We start from the raw sequence: 15,890 nt of genomic DNA on the forward strand, positions 1-15,890 counted from the left end.
TCTCTTTAGTCCTTTAAAGCGCGAAGAGGGACAGTCCCTCTTCGCGCTTTAAAGTGTTAAAGTATCAACGATCCAGCTTAACAATTTCTGCATCTGTATTAGGGTTCCCTTGAATTAAATCTTTCAGGATGATAGATCCAAGCATACTGTATACTGTTCCATTCCCACCATACCCAAGGAGATAAAGGGTGCGGTTTTTCTCAGGCGCAAAGCCGATGAATGGCAGATTATCCAGGGATTCGCCGAAGCTCGCTCCCCATGCGTGTGAAATGTCAATCTCAATGCCGGGAAACAGGATCTTGATTTCATTGCTAATTCTTTCTCCGTGCTTATCAATAACCTCCTGGCTCTGTGGTGCTTCGGGAAGATCCTCATCCAAGCCGCCGGCGACTATACGATTATCACTTGTCGTTCTTAAGTAGAAGTATGGTCTGTTAGTTTCCCAGATTAAAGCTCTTTCCCACCAGGAAGATAAATCTTTAACAGGCTCTGTTGCGATGGCATAGGATCTATTAATTGACGCTCCGATATTTTTACCAATTCCGGAGGCCTCATAACCAGTGCAGAAAATTACATGGCCGGCTGATAAACTTCCGCGGTTTGTCGTAAGAACCACATAATCTTTTTTATCCTCTGAATTTAAGACTTCTGTATGCTCGTAAATGTCTACGTCATGTTCGAGCAGGTACTTTATGATTCCAGTCACAAACCGGTATGGATTTACTTCAGCATCTTTTTTTGTAACCAGTGTAGCAGGTTTGCTAAACGGCAGGTGATTTTTGAGCTCTTCCCCGCTCCAGAAATCAACCGGAAAACCATGATGTTTCAAGGTCTCATATTCCTTGCGAAGCTTTTCGGCATGTTCTGACCTGCTTGCAAAACAGATGCTGTTTCTTCTTGTAAAATGAGCGTCAACAGGCAGCGATTCCGCGGTTTTTTCCAAGAGGTCGACAGCCTCCAGACATAATTTATAAAAACGAACAGCCTTTTGCTCTCCAATCTGTCCGATTAACTCGTGAAGCATAATATCATTTGAATATTGTAAAAGTCCCGTATTGGCAGAAGAACTTCCTGCTCCAGCAGTTCGTTTATCCACCATTGCTACTTTCATTCCCGCTTCAACGAGTGTATAGGCACATAAGGCACCGGACATTCCGGCTCCCACTATGACAACATCATAATGCCCGTCCGCCGGGAGGTTCTTATCATGTGTTTGTGTATATGTGTATGTAGACGGCCAATATAAATTTCCATTATGCAGTTTCATGAGACATCCTCCTACTAATTGGTTTTTTCCTTATTCCCTGAAATGATAGGAGACCAAACTTTACTACTTTAAAGCGCTAAGAGGGACTGTCCCTCTTAGTGCTTTAAAGTGTTAAAGTTTTCATAGAAAATAAAGAGAGACAATACCGGGGCGGTTTGTCTCTCTTCCAGGTTACTTAAGGAATTACATTAGTTATTACAGTACAAAACCAGCAATCAAAAAGATGACTGAACTTATTCCGGCTGCAGTCAGGGCATATGGCAGCTGCGTGTTGACGTGATCCATATGTTCACAGTCGGCTCCCACTGAAGACATGACACTCGTGTCTGAAATCGGAGAGGTATGGTCGCCGAATGTTCCGCCTGATAATACGGCTGCAGCAGCGAGAAATGGATTTCCACCCGTTGCAAGGGTCAGGGTTACAGCGATTGGCATCATAATGGCCCAAGTTCCCCAGGATGTTCCCATTGAGAAAGAAACAAAGGCAGCCAGCAAGAAAACAGAAACAGGAATAATTGCCGAAGGAATCACCCCGCCTGCTACTTCAGCAATATACATGGCTGCGCCGGTTCCTTCAGGAGCAGCGGCTCTCATGATATCTCCAAGAGTGACAGCTAATGTAATGATGACGGCCCCCAGGATGACTGATTTGCTTCCTTCCATCATCTCATCCAGGAATTCTTTAGGGCTCATTAATTTACTGGCTGTGTACTTGATAAAGGCAATACAAAGCCCCACAGAAAAACTGATGATCAGCATCTGGTTTCCGCCTAACGGTAATTTGGCCGTTTCTAGCATAGGGGAAATCGTATAATTCCATAAACCTAATACAACAAGGAGGCCGACTGAAACGCCCAGTGGAAGAATCATATCAGAAACTTTCCCTTTTTTAATTCCCATTTCAGCTGCAGCTGAGGCCTCGGCTGCCGTCTGCTCCAGTTCATTACGATAAGTATGATTCCGTGCTCTTTCTTCTGCTTTTTTCATAGGACCAAAATCTTTTATTTTTCCACTGGCAAGCAGAAGTACGAATCCGATGATGACTAAGTTATAAAAGTTATAGGGAATGGTCTTCATCAAACCGAGGATAGGATCATTCACCCCGGGAATATTGTCTACCATTAAAGCTCCCATAAAGGCAACCCAACCGGAAATTGGGACCAGGACATTGATAGGAGCAGAGGTCGAATCGAGAAAGAAAGCCAGTTTTTCCCGTGAAATTTTCATGCGGTCATATATTGGCTTAAAAACAGTACCTGTGGCCAAGGAGCTGAAGTAGGCACTAGTAAATAATGAACTCCCCATGGCAACGGTAGATAGTTGTGCCCCAGACTCTGACTTTACCTTTCCAGACAACCACTTTCCAAAGGCGAATGCCCCTCCGGACCGGTTTAAAACGGCGATAAATGCACCCAGCAATAAAATGACAATGATGATTTCGGCTCTACCCGGGCTGCTCATCAATCCCATACCGCGAAGTCCAAGCTCCTCATTACCCGGATGACCCGCAATGGCACTAAAAAGATTGACGATAGAAAAAAGAATGGAATGTAGAAAGCCATTTGCATTAGCATCAATTATGATCGTTCCAACTAATATTCCGACAAGCAATGAGGGAATTACCCTCTTAGACCAAATGGCGAGAGCAAGCGCCAGTACAGAAGGTAGTAGTGATAATAAGCCAAAGTGTTCCATATAATGATGCCTCCTTTAAGTATTCTATCCTGCTGTTGAACCGAACGGCGAAAAGCACAATCGGAAATGAGAATAGTTAGAAAATTCATAACTGTATTATAAGGAGACGTTGCAAGGGACTTCTACAGAAAAAAAAGAAAAAAACATAAATCTTAACTCTCCAGCCGTTCACTACCCCTCGATTTAAAAAAGTCCTGCCATCATAGGCAGGACTAATTAGTAAACCATTTATAAAGTTTTTTTGGTCTTCCAATCCTTTGTTGACTCTCCTCCTGAACCACCCTTCCATCCTCCAGAAGGTGCATGATATAACGATAGACAGTCGGGTATGCCAGACCTGCTTCTCTTGAAAGATCTGCTACAGATACAGGATGGGCTTTTGAAGAGAGGCATTGAATAATATGAGACAAGGTGGCTTTGCTGATCCCTTTAACAGTAAAAACTTCTTCACTGTCTTTATAGTTTAAAACATTGGCCAATCGTGCGTGCAATTGAATCCTGGCAATGATGTCGGGAGCTTTGACCGGTTTTAAGGCAAAATCAGTAGCTCCTGCCTGGAGAAATTCATCTGCGATTTCCTGCCTTTCATCAACGGTCAGAGCAAGAATGGGAACAACATGGTTTATTTCCCTGATTGCCCTTACTACTTCAATTCCATCCATTTCCGGCATATGATAATCGACCAGGACGAGGTCGGGATGTTCTTCTGAAAATTTTTGTACCCCTACAGCTCCATTTTCACAGGCCATGGGGGTCCAGCCTGCATGCTCGCAGATTTCACTTAACATATAGCGAAGTGAAAGATTATCATCTATAATCAATATCTTCATTTCTTCTCCACACCTCTTCTGAAAATATCATCCAAAAGGTGGTTCCTTCACCTTTTTTGCTTTCTATCTTAATTTCCGCCTGATGATTGGCTGCTACGCTTTTGACGAAGGATAAGCCAATGCCAGGGTGTGATTTAGTGCTGTAGCCTGCATTCCAGATTTTCCTCATTTCCTTGGCAGTCATTCCTTTTCCGTTATCACTTACCCCTATCCAGACTTGTCCCTCCTGAAACTTGGTACTCAGTGTGACCCTTCCTTCTTCCTTCTCTTCGACTGCATCACAGGCGTTATCGATCAAGTTGACAATAGCCCTCGTCAACCGGATTTTATTAATGAATATTTCCATGTGGTCATCCGCCTCTAAAGAGAAGTTGAAAGTGATGGAATGCTGGGTCAGGCGGTTTGCGCGTATATAATCAATCAAGTTATGAAGAGTACACCAATTCTTCTTATCCTCATAGAGGATCTCCGAAACCATACTGCTTGTTGATTGAATGGATGCAGAAATATGGTTGGTATATTCTTTTATTTTAGCATCATCCGTTTTCATTTCGATCAATGAATTTAAGCCTTCAATCGTGGCAAGAGGGGTTTTTAAATCATGGACCAGATGTAAAACCTCCCTGCCGGACCTGGACTGAAGTGCTTCCCCTTGGATATGTCCAAAACTTTGTTTCATTTCCCACTTTTGCTGTGAAACGGCCAGATATATGGCAAGGACAAGAGCGTTAATGATAAAAATACTGCATAATAACACGCTATATAGGGATAAAACGCCATCGAACCCAATCTCCTGCGCAATTTTTTTCACTTGTGACGAGATGGGGCCCTGACCAAATCCATATGGGGAGAGGAATAGGACCACATCCAGCCACTGGACCCCGAATAGCACTTGTGCAAGGATAAATGACTTGGTTACAGGCCGGAGCCTTCCTCTGCCGAATACATGCAGCAAAATAATGAAAACAAGCAAAATGATCGCGGGGCCGCCGAAGCTGTAATTCAACGGATTATATAAATTAATGATGAAATAAACGCCAGGGATGATGATGATTGGCAAAAGAACTGTCAGCCAAGGCTTTTGCAGACGGCTGCCTATTTCATCTCCAAGAAGAAATGCTCCAATATAATGCGGAAGAGCACGAATAGTATTTAAAACCACTAGCAAAAGAGCGGTAAGCATAAGAGTACGTTCTGAATGCGATTCTTTGAGCTCTTCCAAAAGCCGGGTTAACCCTACATCATCTGCTCCCAGCCACAAAGGCATCGTTATTCCAGTAACGATCAAGGCAAGCTTAATCAGTATACTTCTGGAAAGTAAAACATCTTTAAACATACTAAGATCATCCTTACTTTAAAAAGCTGTTGTCGTATAGATTGTTGCAATCGGGGGCAATTCTCTTTGAAAAGAGAGAATAGCTCTTATCTTTCTTGCTGACCAAGATTATTTCTGTGAATGCTGGACAATATCTCTTGAACTCGATAGTAAATAGTATCAAAGTTTTATAAAAGAGCCCTTTAAAAAGATACTGTTCTTCATTATAGTAGAATAAAAAAACAAAACACAAGAATGTTAAGAAAAATATGAAAAAAAAATTGTTTTTAATTAATTTCTATGAAAAACTGAGAGTTATAGTTTCTAATTGAACAGACGAGGTGAAAGCCGTTATGAATAGAATGAGAATGGAAGCAGAACAGATGAAGGAAGACTTGGTTCTCTGGAGACGAAAGCTCCATGAAAATCCTGAATTAGGTTTTGAAGAAGTCCAAACCTCTCTTTTTGTACAAGAAAAACTTACCGAGATGGGTATCAACTTTAAGGTGTTAGCCGGAACTGGAGTGGCCGCACTGATTGAAGGGGAAAGTCATGGCCCTACAATCGCATTGCGGGCTGATATGGACGCCCTGCCTATACAGGATGAAAAGAATGTTCCTTACTCTTCAAAAGCAGAAGGAAAAGCTCACCTTTGCGGGCATGATGCCCATACGACGATGCTTCTGGGGGCAGCTAAGCTCCTCAATGATAATAAACCTGCAAAAGGGAATATAAAATTGATTTTTCAACCTGCTGAGGAAGGACTATTCGGGGCCAAGACCCTGATAGAACATGGGGTGTTGGAGAATCCGAAAGTAGATGCGATTGCAGGTCTTCATGTGAATCCGATGGTACCCGCGGGTTTTGTCACATGCTCACAGAAAGAAGTCTGTGCTGCTGCGGACTTTTTTGATATAGAAATCTTTGGGGTTGGAGGACATGCTGCCCATCCACACCACTCTGTAGACTCAATCGTCATTGCCTCACAAGTGGTTTCTGCCCTGCAGCAAATCGTCAGCAGGCAAGTTGATCCCCTATCACCAACAGTTTTGACAATCGGGCAGATTCATGGAGGAAGTGCCAACAATGCGATAGCCCCTTCAGTGAAAATCGGTGGAACGGTAAGGACACTGGACCCTGAAGTCCGGCAATCAATTGAAGGCCGAATGGAGAGCGTTATAAAAGGTGTAACCGAGGGCTTGGGAGGTACTTATAAGTTTGATTATAAGTATATGTATCCGGTTCTCTTGAATGATGAATCGCTCATTCCATCATTGAAAGGGACCGTTCAATCAGTTCTCGGAGAAGATTCTTTTTCTATCGCTAAAGCATCCATGGGAGGGGAAGACTTCTCCTTTTATGCACAACAGGTCCCAGGGATCTTCTTCAGGCTCGGAGTAAGAAATGAAGAAAAAAATGCAATTTTCCCATTACACCATCCAATGTTTGATCTGGATGAAGAGGCTCTCCCATATGGGTCTGCCATTCTCGCACAATATGCATTGGATTTCCTGAAGTAGAAACTGACTGCTTCTTAATTGAAAGGAATTTTTTTAGCGTAAAAATATAAATGTTTGAGGAGCAGCTGGCGTATGTAAAAGAAGGCCTCGCTTCTAATTATCGGCATATTTTTCGTTGAAGATATTCAGCCTGAATACCTCCATTACGGCAATCGTTCAAAGCACTGTTTATAGAGGAAAATAAATAATGAAACAATTAATCAAACGTTTGATTAATACGGAAGACTCCCTTGTTTTATAGGGAGTCTTTATTTGTAAAGGACTATAACGCTTTCATTTAATAAGGGTTCCATCCGATTGGCTTAAACCTGTGAAATTACCGGTACGACTGGCAAAATTATGACCTTGACGCACGGACCGAAATCCAGTAGATTACATAAGTATTGCTTTTTTTAGGAGGAAAATATGGATACTCAGAATCAAACACAAGTTAAAATTACAACAGCAGATCCGTCGGCTCTCGGGCTATTCGGGCTTGCGATGGTCACACTAGTCGCTTCGTCACAAAAACTGGGATTAACAGAGGGACTTTCTTTCATCCTGCCATGGGCCTTTTTCCTGGGTGGACTTGCGCAACTGTTTGCATCTGTGCTGGATGCAAAACATAATAATATATTCGGTACTACAGCTTTTGGTGCTTTTGGACTCTTCTGGTTTGGTGTTGGTACAACCTGGCTGATTCAATTAGGTTTCTTTGGCGACGCATTAGCCGCCAATGCTGATCCACGCCAGTTGGGTTTTGCTTTCATCGGCTATTTGATTTTCAGTGTCTTCATGACGATCGGAGCGTTGGAAACACATAAGGTTCTCTTCTTTATATTTGTCTTTATCGACCTATTATTCATTGGACTATCACTTAGCACATTTGGAATTTTCCACGAGGGTGCACATATGCTGGCAGCCATCTCTGAATTGTGCATCGCCTTGCTGTCTTTCTACGGATCGGCCGCAATTGTATTGAACACTCACTTCGGACGGATCTTCCTTCCGATTGGGAAGCCATTTGGTATATTAAAAAAATAACAACAACTACGCCTGGCATCGATGCCGGGCTTTTTTATGAGGCTTTAGCGCATTACCGTACGAAGAGGGACAGTCCACGGGTGTTGATTAGCTATATTTTTCCAATTGATTGACACAGACTTCCCCTTCGTTTAAAAAGCGATTTAATGGCACACCTTACCTCCACAGGCAGGGTGTGTGCCATATAACGACGGGTAAACTCAATGAAGGTGTAATTATATAAGATAGCCCACTCTTTTTTTGTCTCATTATAAATACTACGTAATATAAAATAACTGATAAGAGTGCCAAAAACTTGGCTATACACAGCGTTTGGGGAATTTCCGAATAGGTTGGAAAGGTCTAAATTTCCTTTTATCCAGCGGAAAAACAACTCGATTTGCCACCTAAGCTTGTAGATGTAAGCAATGTCTTCTGGCGACATCATCATAAGGTTCGTTGCCACTCTTATTTCATTTCCTTCGTTGTCCGTGAATGTAACTAGTCTAAAGCGAGTGTCTGTCTTTCGGGATTCTTTTCCGATAAGGGCTGTCACATCTTTTTTAATACGACCATATTCATCAAGTGGAACACTGTGTTCCGTCTCTTCCGAGAGGGAGAAGAAGTTTGCGACTCTAATCACAAAGAACTGTTCGTGTTCATGTAACTTTTGAAAATCTTTTGTGCGTGCATAGCCTCTATCAGCTGTGATGATGGAGAGAGGTTCTAAATTTTCATAGAGTTTGGGTGCTACCATGACATCGTGGTGTCGTCCAGTTGTCTGGACTACTTGAGTAGGTTGACTATCCTCTACATCAAATTTTGTATGCAGCCGAATCGCATGGCGGGTACGTGTATACCCCGCCCAGCTCATATCTGGGTGTTGGAAAGTAATGGTGGTGGAATCAACGGCAAATAGCTTAAAGGGTTTGAAAAGGGCTCGACGAACTCTACGTCCTAAGCGGTCTACAATACGGGAGAATAGTTCTTGAAGGATTTGATAAGGGACACTCTGAGCTTTTTTGGCAAGGGTAGAGTGATCTACGGAAGGTAAACTTTTTTCCTTTGGCAATTTCGTCTCGGCATCTCGAAAACCTTCCCATTTTTTCGCAGAGGAAATAATAAAAAAGTGTATCAAATCGTGGGCAGATAACTTCCTAGCTGTATCTTCATAGCCCCACTTCTCGCAAAGATTTGCCACTTCTTCATCTGTAATGATAGTTTGAAGAACCTCTGATAATTTGTTAAAGTTAGTCAATGAACCCACTCTCCTTTTTGGTTTTGTTAGAGGTAACAATCATTTTAAAGGAGAGTGGGTTTTTTTGTCTAATTATCTAGGTTGTTTTACATATTATGGTTAATCAACACCCGTGAGGGACAGTCCCTCTTCGCGCATTACCGCGTTAAACCACTAAGGGGGACAGTCCCTCTTAGTGCGGCAGTGTGGTAAAGCGCTGATGATAGAACAGAATGTGCATTTGATTTGTTCAGACAATAATGGACGAGAAAGACAAAAGGTTTTGAATCTGAAGACATAGGGGACATGGATTAGTAGTAAGCAGCTACAAATACACCGACAGGGCATAAAGGAGTAAGACATGGAGAGCTGGCTGATTGATATTATTAACAACTTTGGTTACGGCGGGATATTTCTCTTGACTGCACTGGAAAATATCTTCCCGCCTGTTCCTTCTGAGGTAATTTTAACTTTCGGAGGGTTTGTTACCACTACAACTGATTTGACGATTTCAGGAGTGGTCATCGCATCTACATTCGGTTCCGTGATGGGAGCGGTTGTTTTATATGGCCTGGGCCTGCAGTTGGATGTAGAGAAGATGAAGAAAATCGTGGACAGGTGGGGATCTGTACTCCGCCTGACAAAAAGTGATATTCATAGAGCGGACGCGTGGTTTGATAAGTACGGCTATTGGTCCGTATTTCTCTGCCGTTTTGTCCCGCTGATCAGAAGTTTGATTTCGATTCCAGCGGGGATGTCGAATATGAAGTTCGTTCCGTTTTTAATTTTTACAACGGCAGGGACATTCATCTGGAACATAGTCCTCGTGAATCTAGGAGCGAGGGTCGGTGAGTCATGGTAAGATATTGTTGGGTATATGGACGTCTACTCTAATGCGGCTTATGCTGTCCTTCTGCTGCTGGCGGCTGGCTTTGTGATTACCTTTATAAGAAGAAAGAAGAGGAAATAGAATTACTTTATCGCTTTAACGCACGAAGAGGGACAGTCCCTTTTCGTGCGTTAGTGCACTAAAGCGTGTTTTCCCGCAATAAAAAACGTGCCGCTCAATTGGTGAGGTGCACGGATTCAACCACCCATATTAAGTGATATCAAAGATACTAACTATCCCTCTTATCAGGTACCACAGGATCCGGAAAGGGAGGATGATCAGCTCCGGCACCCAAATCAACACATCGCCCACTGCATCCCAGAACGAGTAGGTCCCTTCGGATTTTTTCCTTTTCCTTCGTTCCTTTCTTTTTTTAACAAACATTTATAAGATCTCTCCAAGCTTTGGTTATTTTGAGACGACAAGTTTGTATACCGGCTCATCATGGAAAGCCTTGATCACTTCCCCGGTCGCCTGAAACCCGAGTGCTTCATATACCCTGATAGCGGCTTCATTGTCATGAATGACAGATAAATAGATTTCATTGCAATCGTATTCTTCAATCATATCATCTATTACCAGCTGCAGTGCTTTTTTTCCATAACCCTTTCTTTGAAAAGTATGGCCAAGCATCACGCTGATCATTTCCCACCGTTCATTATCATGATCCCAGCCATGGCTTGCAAAACCGATGAGGGTGTCGCCATCGTAAATGGCTTTATTCTTAAAGCCGTAAACCAATCCCATCGCCATGAAAGATACATTGGAACCCACCCATCTTTCAAAAATTTGTATCTTCTCCTCCTGGTCTTGGCTGAATTTCAAATTTAAAACATCCCAGAAATTTTCTTTCGTTATACCTTTTAACTTCAGGTCCATGCCTATTTCTCATTTCAAAAGTATTCACCTATTGATTCTTCTCATTCATGGAAGATTCCTTCAAGGAAAGTGGAGCTGGACGATAGGGACAGTCCACGGGTGTTGATTAACCATAATATGTAAAACAAACGGTATCATTAGACAAAAAAAGCCACTCTCTTTTAGAATGATTGTTACCGCTAACAACACTAAAAAGGAGAGTGGCTTCATTGACTAACTTTAACAAATTATCAGAGGTACTTCAAACGTTCATTACTGACGAAGAGGTGGAAAACCTGTGTGAAGAGTGGGGTTATCATGACACCGCGAGAAAATTTTCCGCCAAAGATTTGGTACGCTTCTTTGTCATTTCCTCTGCGAAAGATTGGAAAAGCTTTCGAGATGCCGAAACCAAGATGCCTCAGGAAGACAGTTTGCCTTCCGTTGACCACTCGACCCTCGCTAAAAAAGCTCAAAACGTCCCTTATCAGATCCTTCAAAAATTGTTCTCTCGTTTAGTCAATCGCTTAGGACGTGGAATGCGCCGAGCGCTGTTCAAGCCCTATAAACTATTCGCGGTTGATTCCACAACCATTACGTTTCAACATCCAGATATGAGCTGGGCGGGTTACACCCGTACCCGCCACGCTATTCGGCTCCATACAAAGTTCGATGTAGAGGAAGGACAGCCTACCCAAGTCATCCATACAACCGGACGGCACCACGATGTCATGGTGGCCCCCAAGTTGTATGAAGACACGGAGCCTCTTTCCATCATCACCGCAGATAGAGGCTATGCACGAACGAAAGACTTTGAGGATTTACACGAAGACCACCAATTTTTTGTGATTAGAGTCGCCAGCTCCTTCTCTCTCTCGGAAGAGATGGAACACAGTGTACCTCTTGATGAAGAGGGCAATGTGAAGGAAGACCTGACAGCCTTTATCGGAAAACGGACCCGCAAAACAAAGTATCGATTCAGATTGGTTACGTTCACTGATAACGAAGGAAATAAAATAAAAGTAGCCACGAACTTAATAATGATGTCTCCTGATGACATTGCTTATATCTATAAACTCCGCTGGCAAATTGAGTTATTTTTCCGATGGGTAAAAGGTAATCTGGATCTGTCCAATCTCTTTGGGAATTCACCGAATTCTGTTTATAGCCAGGTTTATGGCACTCTTATCGGTTACTTTCTTTTACGGTGGATTTACAATGAAACGAAGGAAGAGTGGGCTATCTTACACTCTTTCACCTTCATAGAATTTACCCGTCGTTACGTGGCATACACCTTACCTGTGGAGGTAAGGTGTGCCGTTAAATCACTTTTTCAACGAAGGGGAAGTCTGTGTAAATCAGCTGGAAAAATATAGCTAATCAACACCCGTGAGGGACAGTCCCTCTTAGTGCTTTAACGTAAAAAAGCGAACACCCGGTCACCCGGTCAACGGCTTCAAATTAAGGGAATCCAGTGCTTGGTTCACGTAGTCGAGGTCATAGATTCTTTTCTCGATACAAAATCTGACCACCAGGTCGCTCGTATCACTGAAAGATAAGAAATACCCGGCTGAAGCCAACAGATCCTCAGTTTCTGTCATATCAAGCTGCAGAGCCAGTGACAGGGCAATCGCGGTGCCTCTGCCGACACGGTAGTCCGGTTTTGATCGTATTTTGGAAAAGTGTTTCCGGTCCATCCCCGCTTTTTTGTAAACCTCGGGATCGGTCAGTCCCTTTTCATCGATGATTCTGTACAACTCCTCCTTGAATGAGGGCTGTTCATGGTCACTGATGTAGTTCTCCAAATCACTGTATTTAGCATGATCAAGCATTTCACTGTCTATTTGATAAGAGGATTCACAGACATCTAGAAGACGGGTTTCTTCCAGATGCCTTTGTATATAGTCCTTCAGCTCTGTAAGAAGTCTTTGGTCAATCATGAGAATCAGCCTCCGGGAATGTCGCTTTTCAGGCGACCAAATTATGGATGTAGTTCGATATGATTATACCATCAACCAGTTGAAGGAGATGGGCAAAATTGAATAAGAACCTGACTGAAGTGGTATTTCTGCTAGATCGAAGCGGCTCCATGGCAGGACTTGAAAAAGATACAATCGGCGGTTTTAACAGGTTTGTGAGAAAACAGTCTGAATTGGCAGGTAACACTCTTGTCACGACCATTTTGTTTGATGATCGATATGAGGTCCTTTCGCAGGGAACACCGGCTGAGGAAGTACAGCTGACAGAAAAGGATTATTACGTCAGGGGATGTACAGCCTTGCTCGATGCGGTAGGGAGATCGATTGTGGATGCCGGTCAAAGGTTTGCTAAGACTCCTGAAGAACAGCGTCCTGGGAAGGTGATCTTTGCCATTACAACCGACGGATGGGAAAATGCGAGCCGGGAATTCACCTATGAAAAAATAAAAGAGATGATCAAGCATCAGCAGGAAAAGTACAGTTGGGAATTCATTTTCATGGGGGCGAATATTGATGTGGCTCAAGAAGCAGATAATCTGGGGGTCAGTGCTGAGAATGCGTACACCTTTGAAGCGACGGAAAAGGGAGTCGACATGATGTATGCCAAAATGTGTGAGGCAGTCAGCGAAATGCGAGGTCAATCATGATACTTTAACGCGTTAACGCACGAAGAGGGACAGTCCCTCTTCGTGCGTTAATGCGTTAAAGGGCAATTTTAGAAAAATGCTTGTTTGAGGCCCTGGAGAAAGTTAGACTAATTATAATAGTCTAACTTGTTAATTGTTTATTGTAAGTTGCCGATACTATATACTAGTAAGCAAGACAGGTCTTTAGTTGGAAACTTTTATTAGTGGGAGCTCAAACATTGTGGGTTATAAAACGAACACTTCATTTATGAATATTGTTTTTATTGTTGTTTTTATACAGATTGTGCAGTTGATTCTTGGTCTATATTTTCCGGTGGAAAACTTTTTGAATCTGTTTATACAGGTTGCTTTGACCGTTACAACTCTCTCTTTAGTGTATTTCATGTTAAAGGGGATCTTTAAGACGACGAAAGAGCTAAGTGAGAGCAACCAGAAGTTAAATCATATCTTTGAGTCGGTGGATGTCGCAATATGGTCGCATGACTTGAAGTCTGATAAGCTGTTGATCACTCCAGGTATTGAAAAGTTATATGGAAGAGAGATGGAGGAGTTCTATAAGGACTTCTATTTATGGAAAAAAGTCATCCTTCCTGAAGACTTACCGGCTCTCGAAGGAAGGCAGGAAGTCCTTGAGAATGGAGATGCCTGTATTTCTACATACCGTATTGTGAAGCCTGATGGCAATGTCCGCTGGATTCAGGACCGGGGGATCCCGACGCTTGATGAAAAAGGAAATTTCATCTATTTTTCAAGTGTGTTATTCGACATTACCGACCGTAAAGAAAGTGAAGATCAGTATCGCAGCCTGGTGGAAATGTCACCTGACATCATCTCAGTCATCAGGGATGGAAAATTTGTTTACATGAATGCGGCAGGAAGCAGAGTGCTTGGAGCCAAAGATCCCGAGTTATTGATTGGAGAAGAGATTTCACAGTTTGCCAGTAAGAATGATATTAATAAGATCAGAAAATCTGTTAGTGAATACCGTAGCCGGATAAAAACGGGCGGCTTGATTTTTGAAATCAAGGCCACCCGGGTTGATGGTGCCGAGATTGATGCAGAAGTATCAGCCATGCCGATCCTATACGGCGGCAAGCCTGCGATACAACTGGTGGGGAGGGACATCACCGAGCGGAAGAAAACAGAGGAGACCATCCGCGAGATGGCCTATTATGATACACTGACCAGCCTTCCAAATCGAAATATGTTCAAACTGCGCCTGAATAAAATGCTTGAAAGTTCACCTTCCAAATCATTGGCCATCCTCTTCCTTGATCTGGATCGTTTTAAAGTCATTAATGATACTAAAGGACATTCAACAGGTGACCGCTTGCTCGTAAAGGTAGCTGATCGCTTGAATGATGTAATTGATGCAGAAGGCGAGGTATTCAGGCAGGGGGGAGATGAATTCATTCTTCTGCTGGACGACAGCAATAAAGAAAAGGCTGCGTCTCTTTCCAAAAGAATCCTGAAAAGCTTTACCAAGCCGATCGACATATCCGGACAGGAGTTTTTTGTTACACCGAGCATTGGGATCAGTATGTATCCAGATGATGGCGTAGATCAGGAAACATTGATCAAACATGCGGATACAGCGATGTACCTGGCAAAAGACAGTGGAAAAAATAATTTTCAGTTTTATAATCGCCGCTTGAATCGCAACACGTCGAGGAAAATGGATTTGGAAAATGAACTCAGGAAAGCGCTGGAGCTTCAACAGCTGGTCCTTTACTACCAGCCAAAAGTCAACCTCGAAACTGGAGAGGTGCTGGGAGTGGAAGCTCTGATCCGCTGGAACCATCCGTCCCTTGGAATGGTCTCTCCGGGAGAATTCATCCCCCTTGCAGAGGAGACAGGGTTGATAGTACCGATTGGCAAATGGGTCCTCCAGGAAGCTTGCAGGCAGAGCAAAGAGTGGAAACAAAGCGGGGTCGGATGCATCTCTGTCGCAGTCAACATATCGGTGAGACAGCTGCAGGATGACGACTTTGTCCAGCATGTCAAAAAAGCCATGCAGGAAACAGGACTCGAACCCGGCTTGCTGGAATTGGAGATTACAGAGAGTATCATGCAGGATTTTGAAAAATCCTCAAGTATACTGAGTAAGCTGAAGGACTTGGGCGTAACCATAAGTATTGATGATTTCGGCACAGGGTACTCATCATTGACCAACCTGAGGTTCCTGCCGATCGACCATATCAAGATCGATAAATCCTTTGTGGATGATATTATTGATCACTCAGAGCATTCAAAGAACGGCTCTATTGTTAAGACCATCATTGACTTAGGGCACAATATGAACTTCAGCATCATCGCAGAAGGAGTGGAAGAAAAAGAGCAGGTTAACTTCCTTGTGAAAAATTCCTGCAGTATCGGCCAAGGATATTATTACAGCCGGCCGCTGCCGCCTGAACAGCTCGAAACCTATATCCTCTCTAGTCAAAGTGCTTCACCTAACTAAACATGAAAACACCTTCACCCTGCTGTGAGGGTGTTTTTTTATGTTTATAAAATTTTCCAGCGATTCTTTAACGACATTTTATGATGTCTATCGTCAAAAAAAGTCACTAATCTATCGATTGTGAAGGCGTGAAGGTTGTATTTAAATATAGAATGCTATTCAAAGAACAAAAGTGGACAAGATTTGTAAA

13 protein-coding genes and 1 pseudogene are annotated in these 15,890 nt (G+C 42.9%); 6 read left to right on the forward strand and 8 right to left on the reverse strand.

Annotated elements, in window-relative coordinates; all coding sequences use genetic code 11:
• Nucleotides 1–64 precede the first annotated feature (64 nt).
• The 4 genes from V1502_RS03000 to V1502_RS03015 all read right to left on the reverse strand — a co-directional run bounded on the left by V1502_RS03000 (nt 65) and on the right by V1502_RS03015 (nt 5,128).
• On the reverse strand, nt 65–1,267 hold the full coding sequence (locus V1502_RS03000) for an NAD(P)/FAD-dependent oxidoreductase (RefSeq protein ID WP_409252916.1): 1,203 nt from the start codon (nt 1,265–1,267) through the stop codon (nt 65–67).
• 195 nt (nt 1,268–1,462) lie between these two features.
• Nucleotides 1,463–2,962 carry a Na+/H+ antiporter NhaC family protein gene (locus V1502_RS03005; RefSeq protein ID WP_409252917.1) on the reverse strand — a complete coding sequence of 500 codons (1,500 nt, stop codon included), beginning with the start codon at nt 2,960–2,962 and terminating at the stop codon, nt 1,463–1,465.
• A gap of 212 nt (nt 2,963–3,174) precedes the next feature.
• Nucleotides 3,175–3,792, reverse strand: coding sequence for a response regulator (locus V1502_RS03010; RefSeq protein ID WP_409252918.1), 618 nt, complete (start codon nt 3,790–3,792; stop codon nt 3,175–3,177).
• Complete coding sequence (locus V1502_RS03015; RefSeq protein ID WP_409252919.1) at nt 3,770–5,128, reverse strand: sensor histidine kinase; 1,359 nt, start codon at nt 5,126–5,128, stop codon at nt 3,770–3,772. The genes V1502_RS03010 and V1502_RS03015 overlap by 23 nt, the downstream gene beginning before the upstream one ends.
• A gap of 332 nt (nt 5,129–5,460) precedes the next feature.
• On the opposite strand from V1502_RS03015, the gene V1502_RS03020 reads away from it, so the two are divergent.
• Together V1502_RS03020 and V1502_RS03025 are read left to right on the forward strand one after the other, a co-directional pair.
• Complete coding sequence (locus tag V1502_RS03020) at nt 5,461–6,627, forward strand: M20 family metallopeptidase (protein WP_409252920.1); 1,167 nt, start codon at nt 5,461–5,463, stop codon at nt 6,625–6,627.
• 405 nt (nt 6,628–7,032) lie between these two features.
• Entirely contained in the window at nt 7,033–7,650 is a 618-nt protein-coding gene (locus V1502_RS03025; protein WP_409252921.1) for an acetate uptake transporter, read from the forward strand.
• A gap of 91 nt (nt 7,651–7,741) precedes the next feature.
• On the opposite strand, the gene V1502_RS03030 is transcribed toward V1502_RS03025, so the two are convergent.
• Nucleotides 7,742–8,887, reverse strand: coding sequence for an IS4 family transposase (locus V1502_RS03030; protein WP_409252259.1), 1,146 nt, complete (start codon nt 8,885–8,887; stop codon nt 7,742–7,744).
• A 340-nt stretch (nt 8,888–9,227) separates the two neighbouring features.
• Between V1502_RS03030 and V1502_RS03035 the strand changes: the two are divergent.
• Nucleotides 9,228–9,836, forward strand: a pseudogene (locus V1502_RS03035) (DedA family protein).
• Nucleotides 9,837–9,965: 129 nt separating this feature from the next.
• On the opposite strand, the gene V1502_RS03040 reads toward V1502_RS03035, so the two are convergent.
• Nucleotides 9,966–10,139 carry a hypothetical protein gene (locus tag V1502_RS03040; protein ID WP_409252922.1) on the reverse strand — a complete coding sequence of 58 codons (174 nt, stop codon included), beginning with the start codon at nt 10,137–10,139 and terminating at the stop codon, nt 9,966–9,968.
• Nucleotides 10,140–10,163: 24 nt separating this feature from the next.
• Nucleotides 10,164–10,580 carry a GNAT family N-acetyltransferase gene (locus tag V1502_RS03045; protein WP_409252923.1) on the reverse strand — a complete coding sequence of 139 codons (417 nt, stop codon included), beginning with the start codon at nt 10,578–10,580 and terminating at the stop codon, nt 10,164–10,166.
• A 254-nt stretch (nt 10,581–10,834) separates the two neighbouring features.
• On the opposite strand from V1502_RS03045, the gene V1502_RS03050 reads away from it, so the two are divergent.
• The gene (locus V1502_RS03050; RefSeq protein ID WP_409251040.1) at nt 10,835–11,989 is read left to right on the forward strand and encodes an IS4 family transposase; all 1,155 of its coding nucleotides are present in this window, start codon (nt 10,835–10,837) and stop codon (nt 11,987–11,989) included.
• Nucleotides 11,990–12,052: 63 nt separating this feature from the next.
• On the opposite strand, the gene V1502_RS03055 is transcribed toward V1502_RS03050, so the two are convergent.
• On the reverse strand, nt 12,053–12,553 hold the full coding sequence (locus V1502_RS03055) for a hypothetical protein (RefSeq protein WP_409252924.1): 501 nt from the start codon (nt 12,551–12,553) through the stop codon (nt 12,053–12,055).
• A 98-nt stretch (nt 12,554–12,651) separates the two neighbouring features.
• Here V1502_RS03055 and V1502_RS03060 point away from each other — a divergent pair, with 98 nt between their 5' ends.
• Together V1502_RS03060 and V1502_RS03065 are read left to right on the forward strand one after the other, a co-directional pair.
• Nucleotides 12,652–13,239 (forward strand): vWA domain-containing protein, encoded by a 588-nt coding sequence (locus V1502_RS03060; protein WP_409252925.1) that lies wholly within the window; start codon nt 12,652–12,654, stop codon nt 13,237–13,239.
• A gap of 220 nt (nt 13,240–13,459) precedes the next feature.
• Nucleotides 13,460–15,700: an EAL domain-containing protein gene (locus V1502_RS03065; protein ID WP_409252926.1), complete on the forward strand. Its 2,241-nt coding sequence runs from the start codon at nt 13,460–13,462 to the stop codon at nt 15,698–15,700.
• Nucleotides 15,701–15,890: the final 190 nt, after the last annotated feature.

This window comes from Rossellomorea sedimentorum, assembly GCF_046237645.1.
Lineage (GTDB): Bacteria > Bacillota > Bacilli > Bacillales > Bacillaceae_B > Rossellomorea > Rossellomorea sedimentorum.

What these genes read in the sequence shown, in the direction of transcription:
- V1502_RS03000 (WP_409252916.1), bottom strand. Translation starts at nt 1,267, where the DNA reads ATGAAACTGCATAATGGAAATTTATATTGGCCGTCTACATACACATAT.
- V1502_RS03005 (WP_409252917.1), bottom strand. Translation starts at nt 2,962, where the DNA reads ATGGAACACTTTGGCTTATTATCACTACTACCTTCTGTACTGGCGCTT.
- V1502_RS03010 (WP_409252918.1), bottom strand. Translation starts at nt 3,792, where the DNA reads ATGAAGATATTGATTATAGATGATAATCTTTCACTTCGCTATATGTTA.
- V1502_RS03015 (WP_409252919.1), bottom strand. Translation starts at nt 5,128, where the DNA reads ATGTTTAAAGATGTTTTACTTTCCAGAAGTATACTGATTAAGCTTGCC.
- V1502_RS03020 (WP_409252920.1), top strand. Translation starts at nt 5,461, where the DNA reads ATGAATAGAATGAGAATGGAAGCAGAACAGATGAAGGAAGACTTGGTT.
- V1502_RS03025 (WP_409252921.1), top strand. Translation starts at nt 7,033, where the DNA reads ATGGATACTCAGAATCAAACACAAGTTAAAATTACAACAGCAGATCCG.
- V1502_RS03040 (WP_409252922.1), bottom strand. Translation starts at nt 10,139, where the DNA reads ATGTTTGTTAAAAAAAGAAAGGAACGAAGGAAAAGGAAAAAATCCGAA.
- V1502_RS03055 (WP_409252924.1), bottom strand. Translation starts at nt 12,553, where the DNA reads ATGATTGACCAAAGACTTCTTACAGAGCTGAAGGACTATATACAAAGG.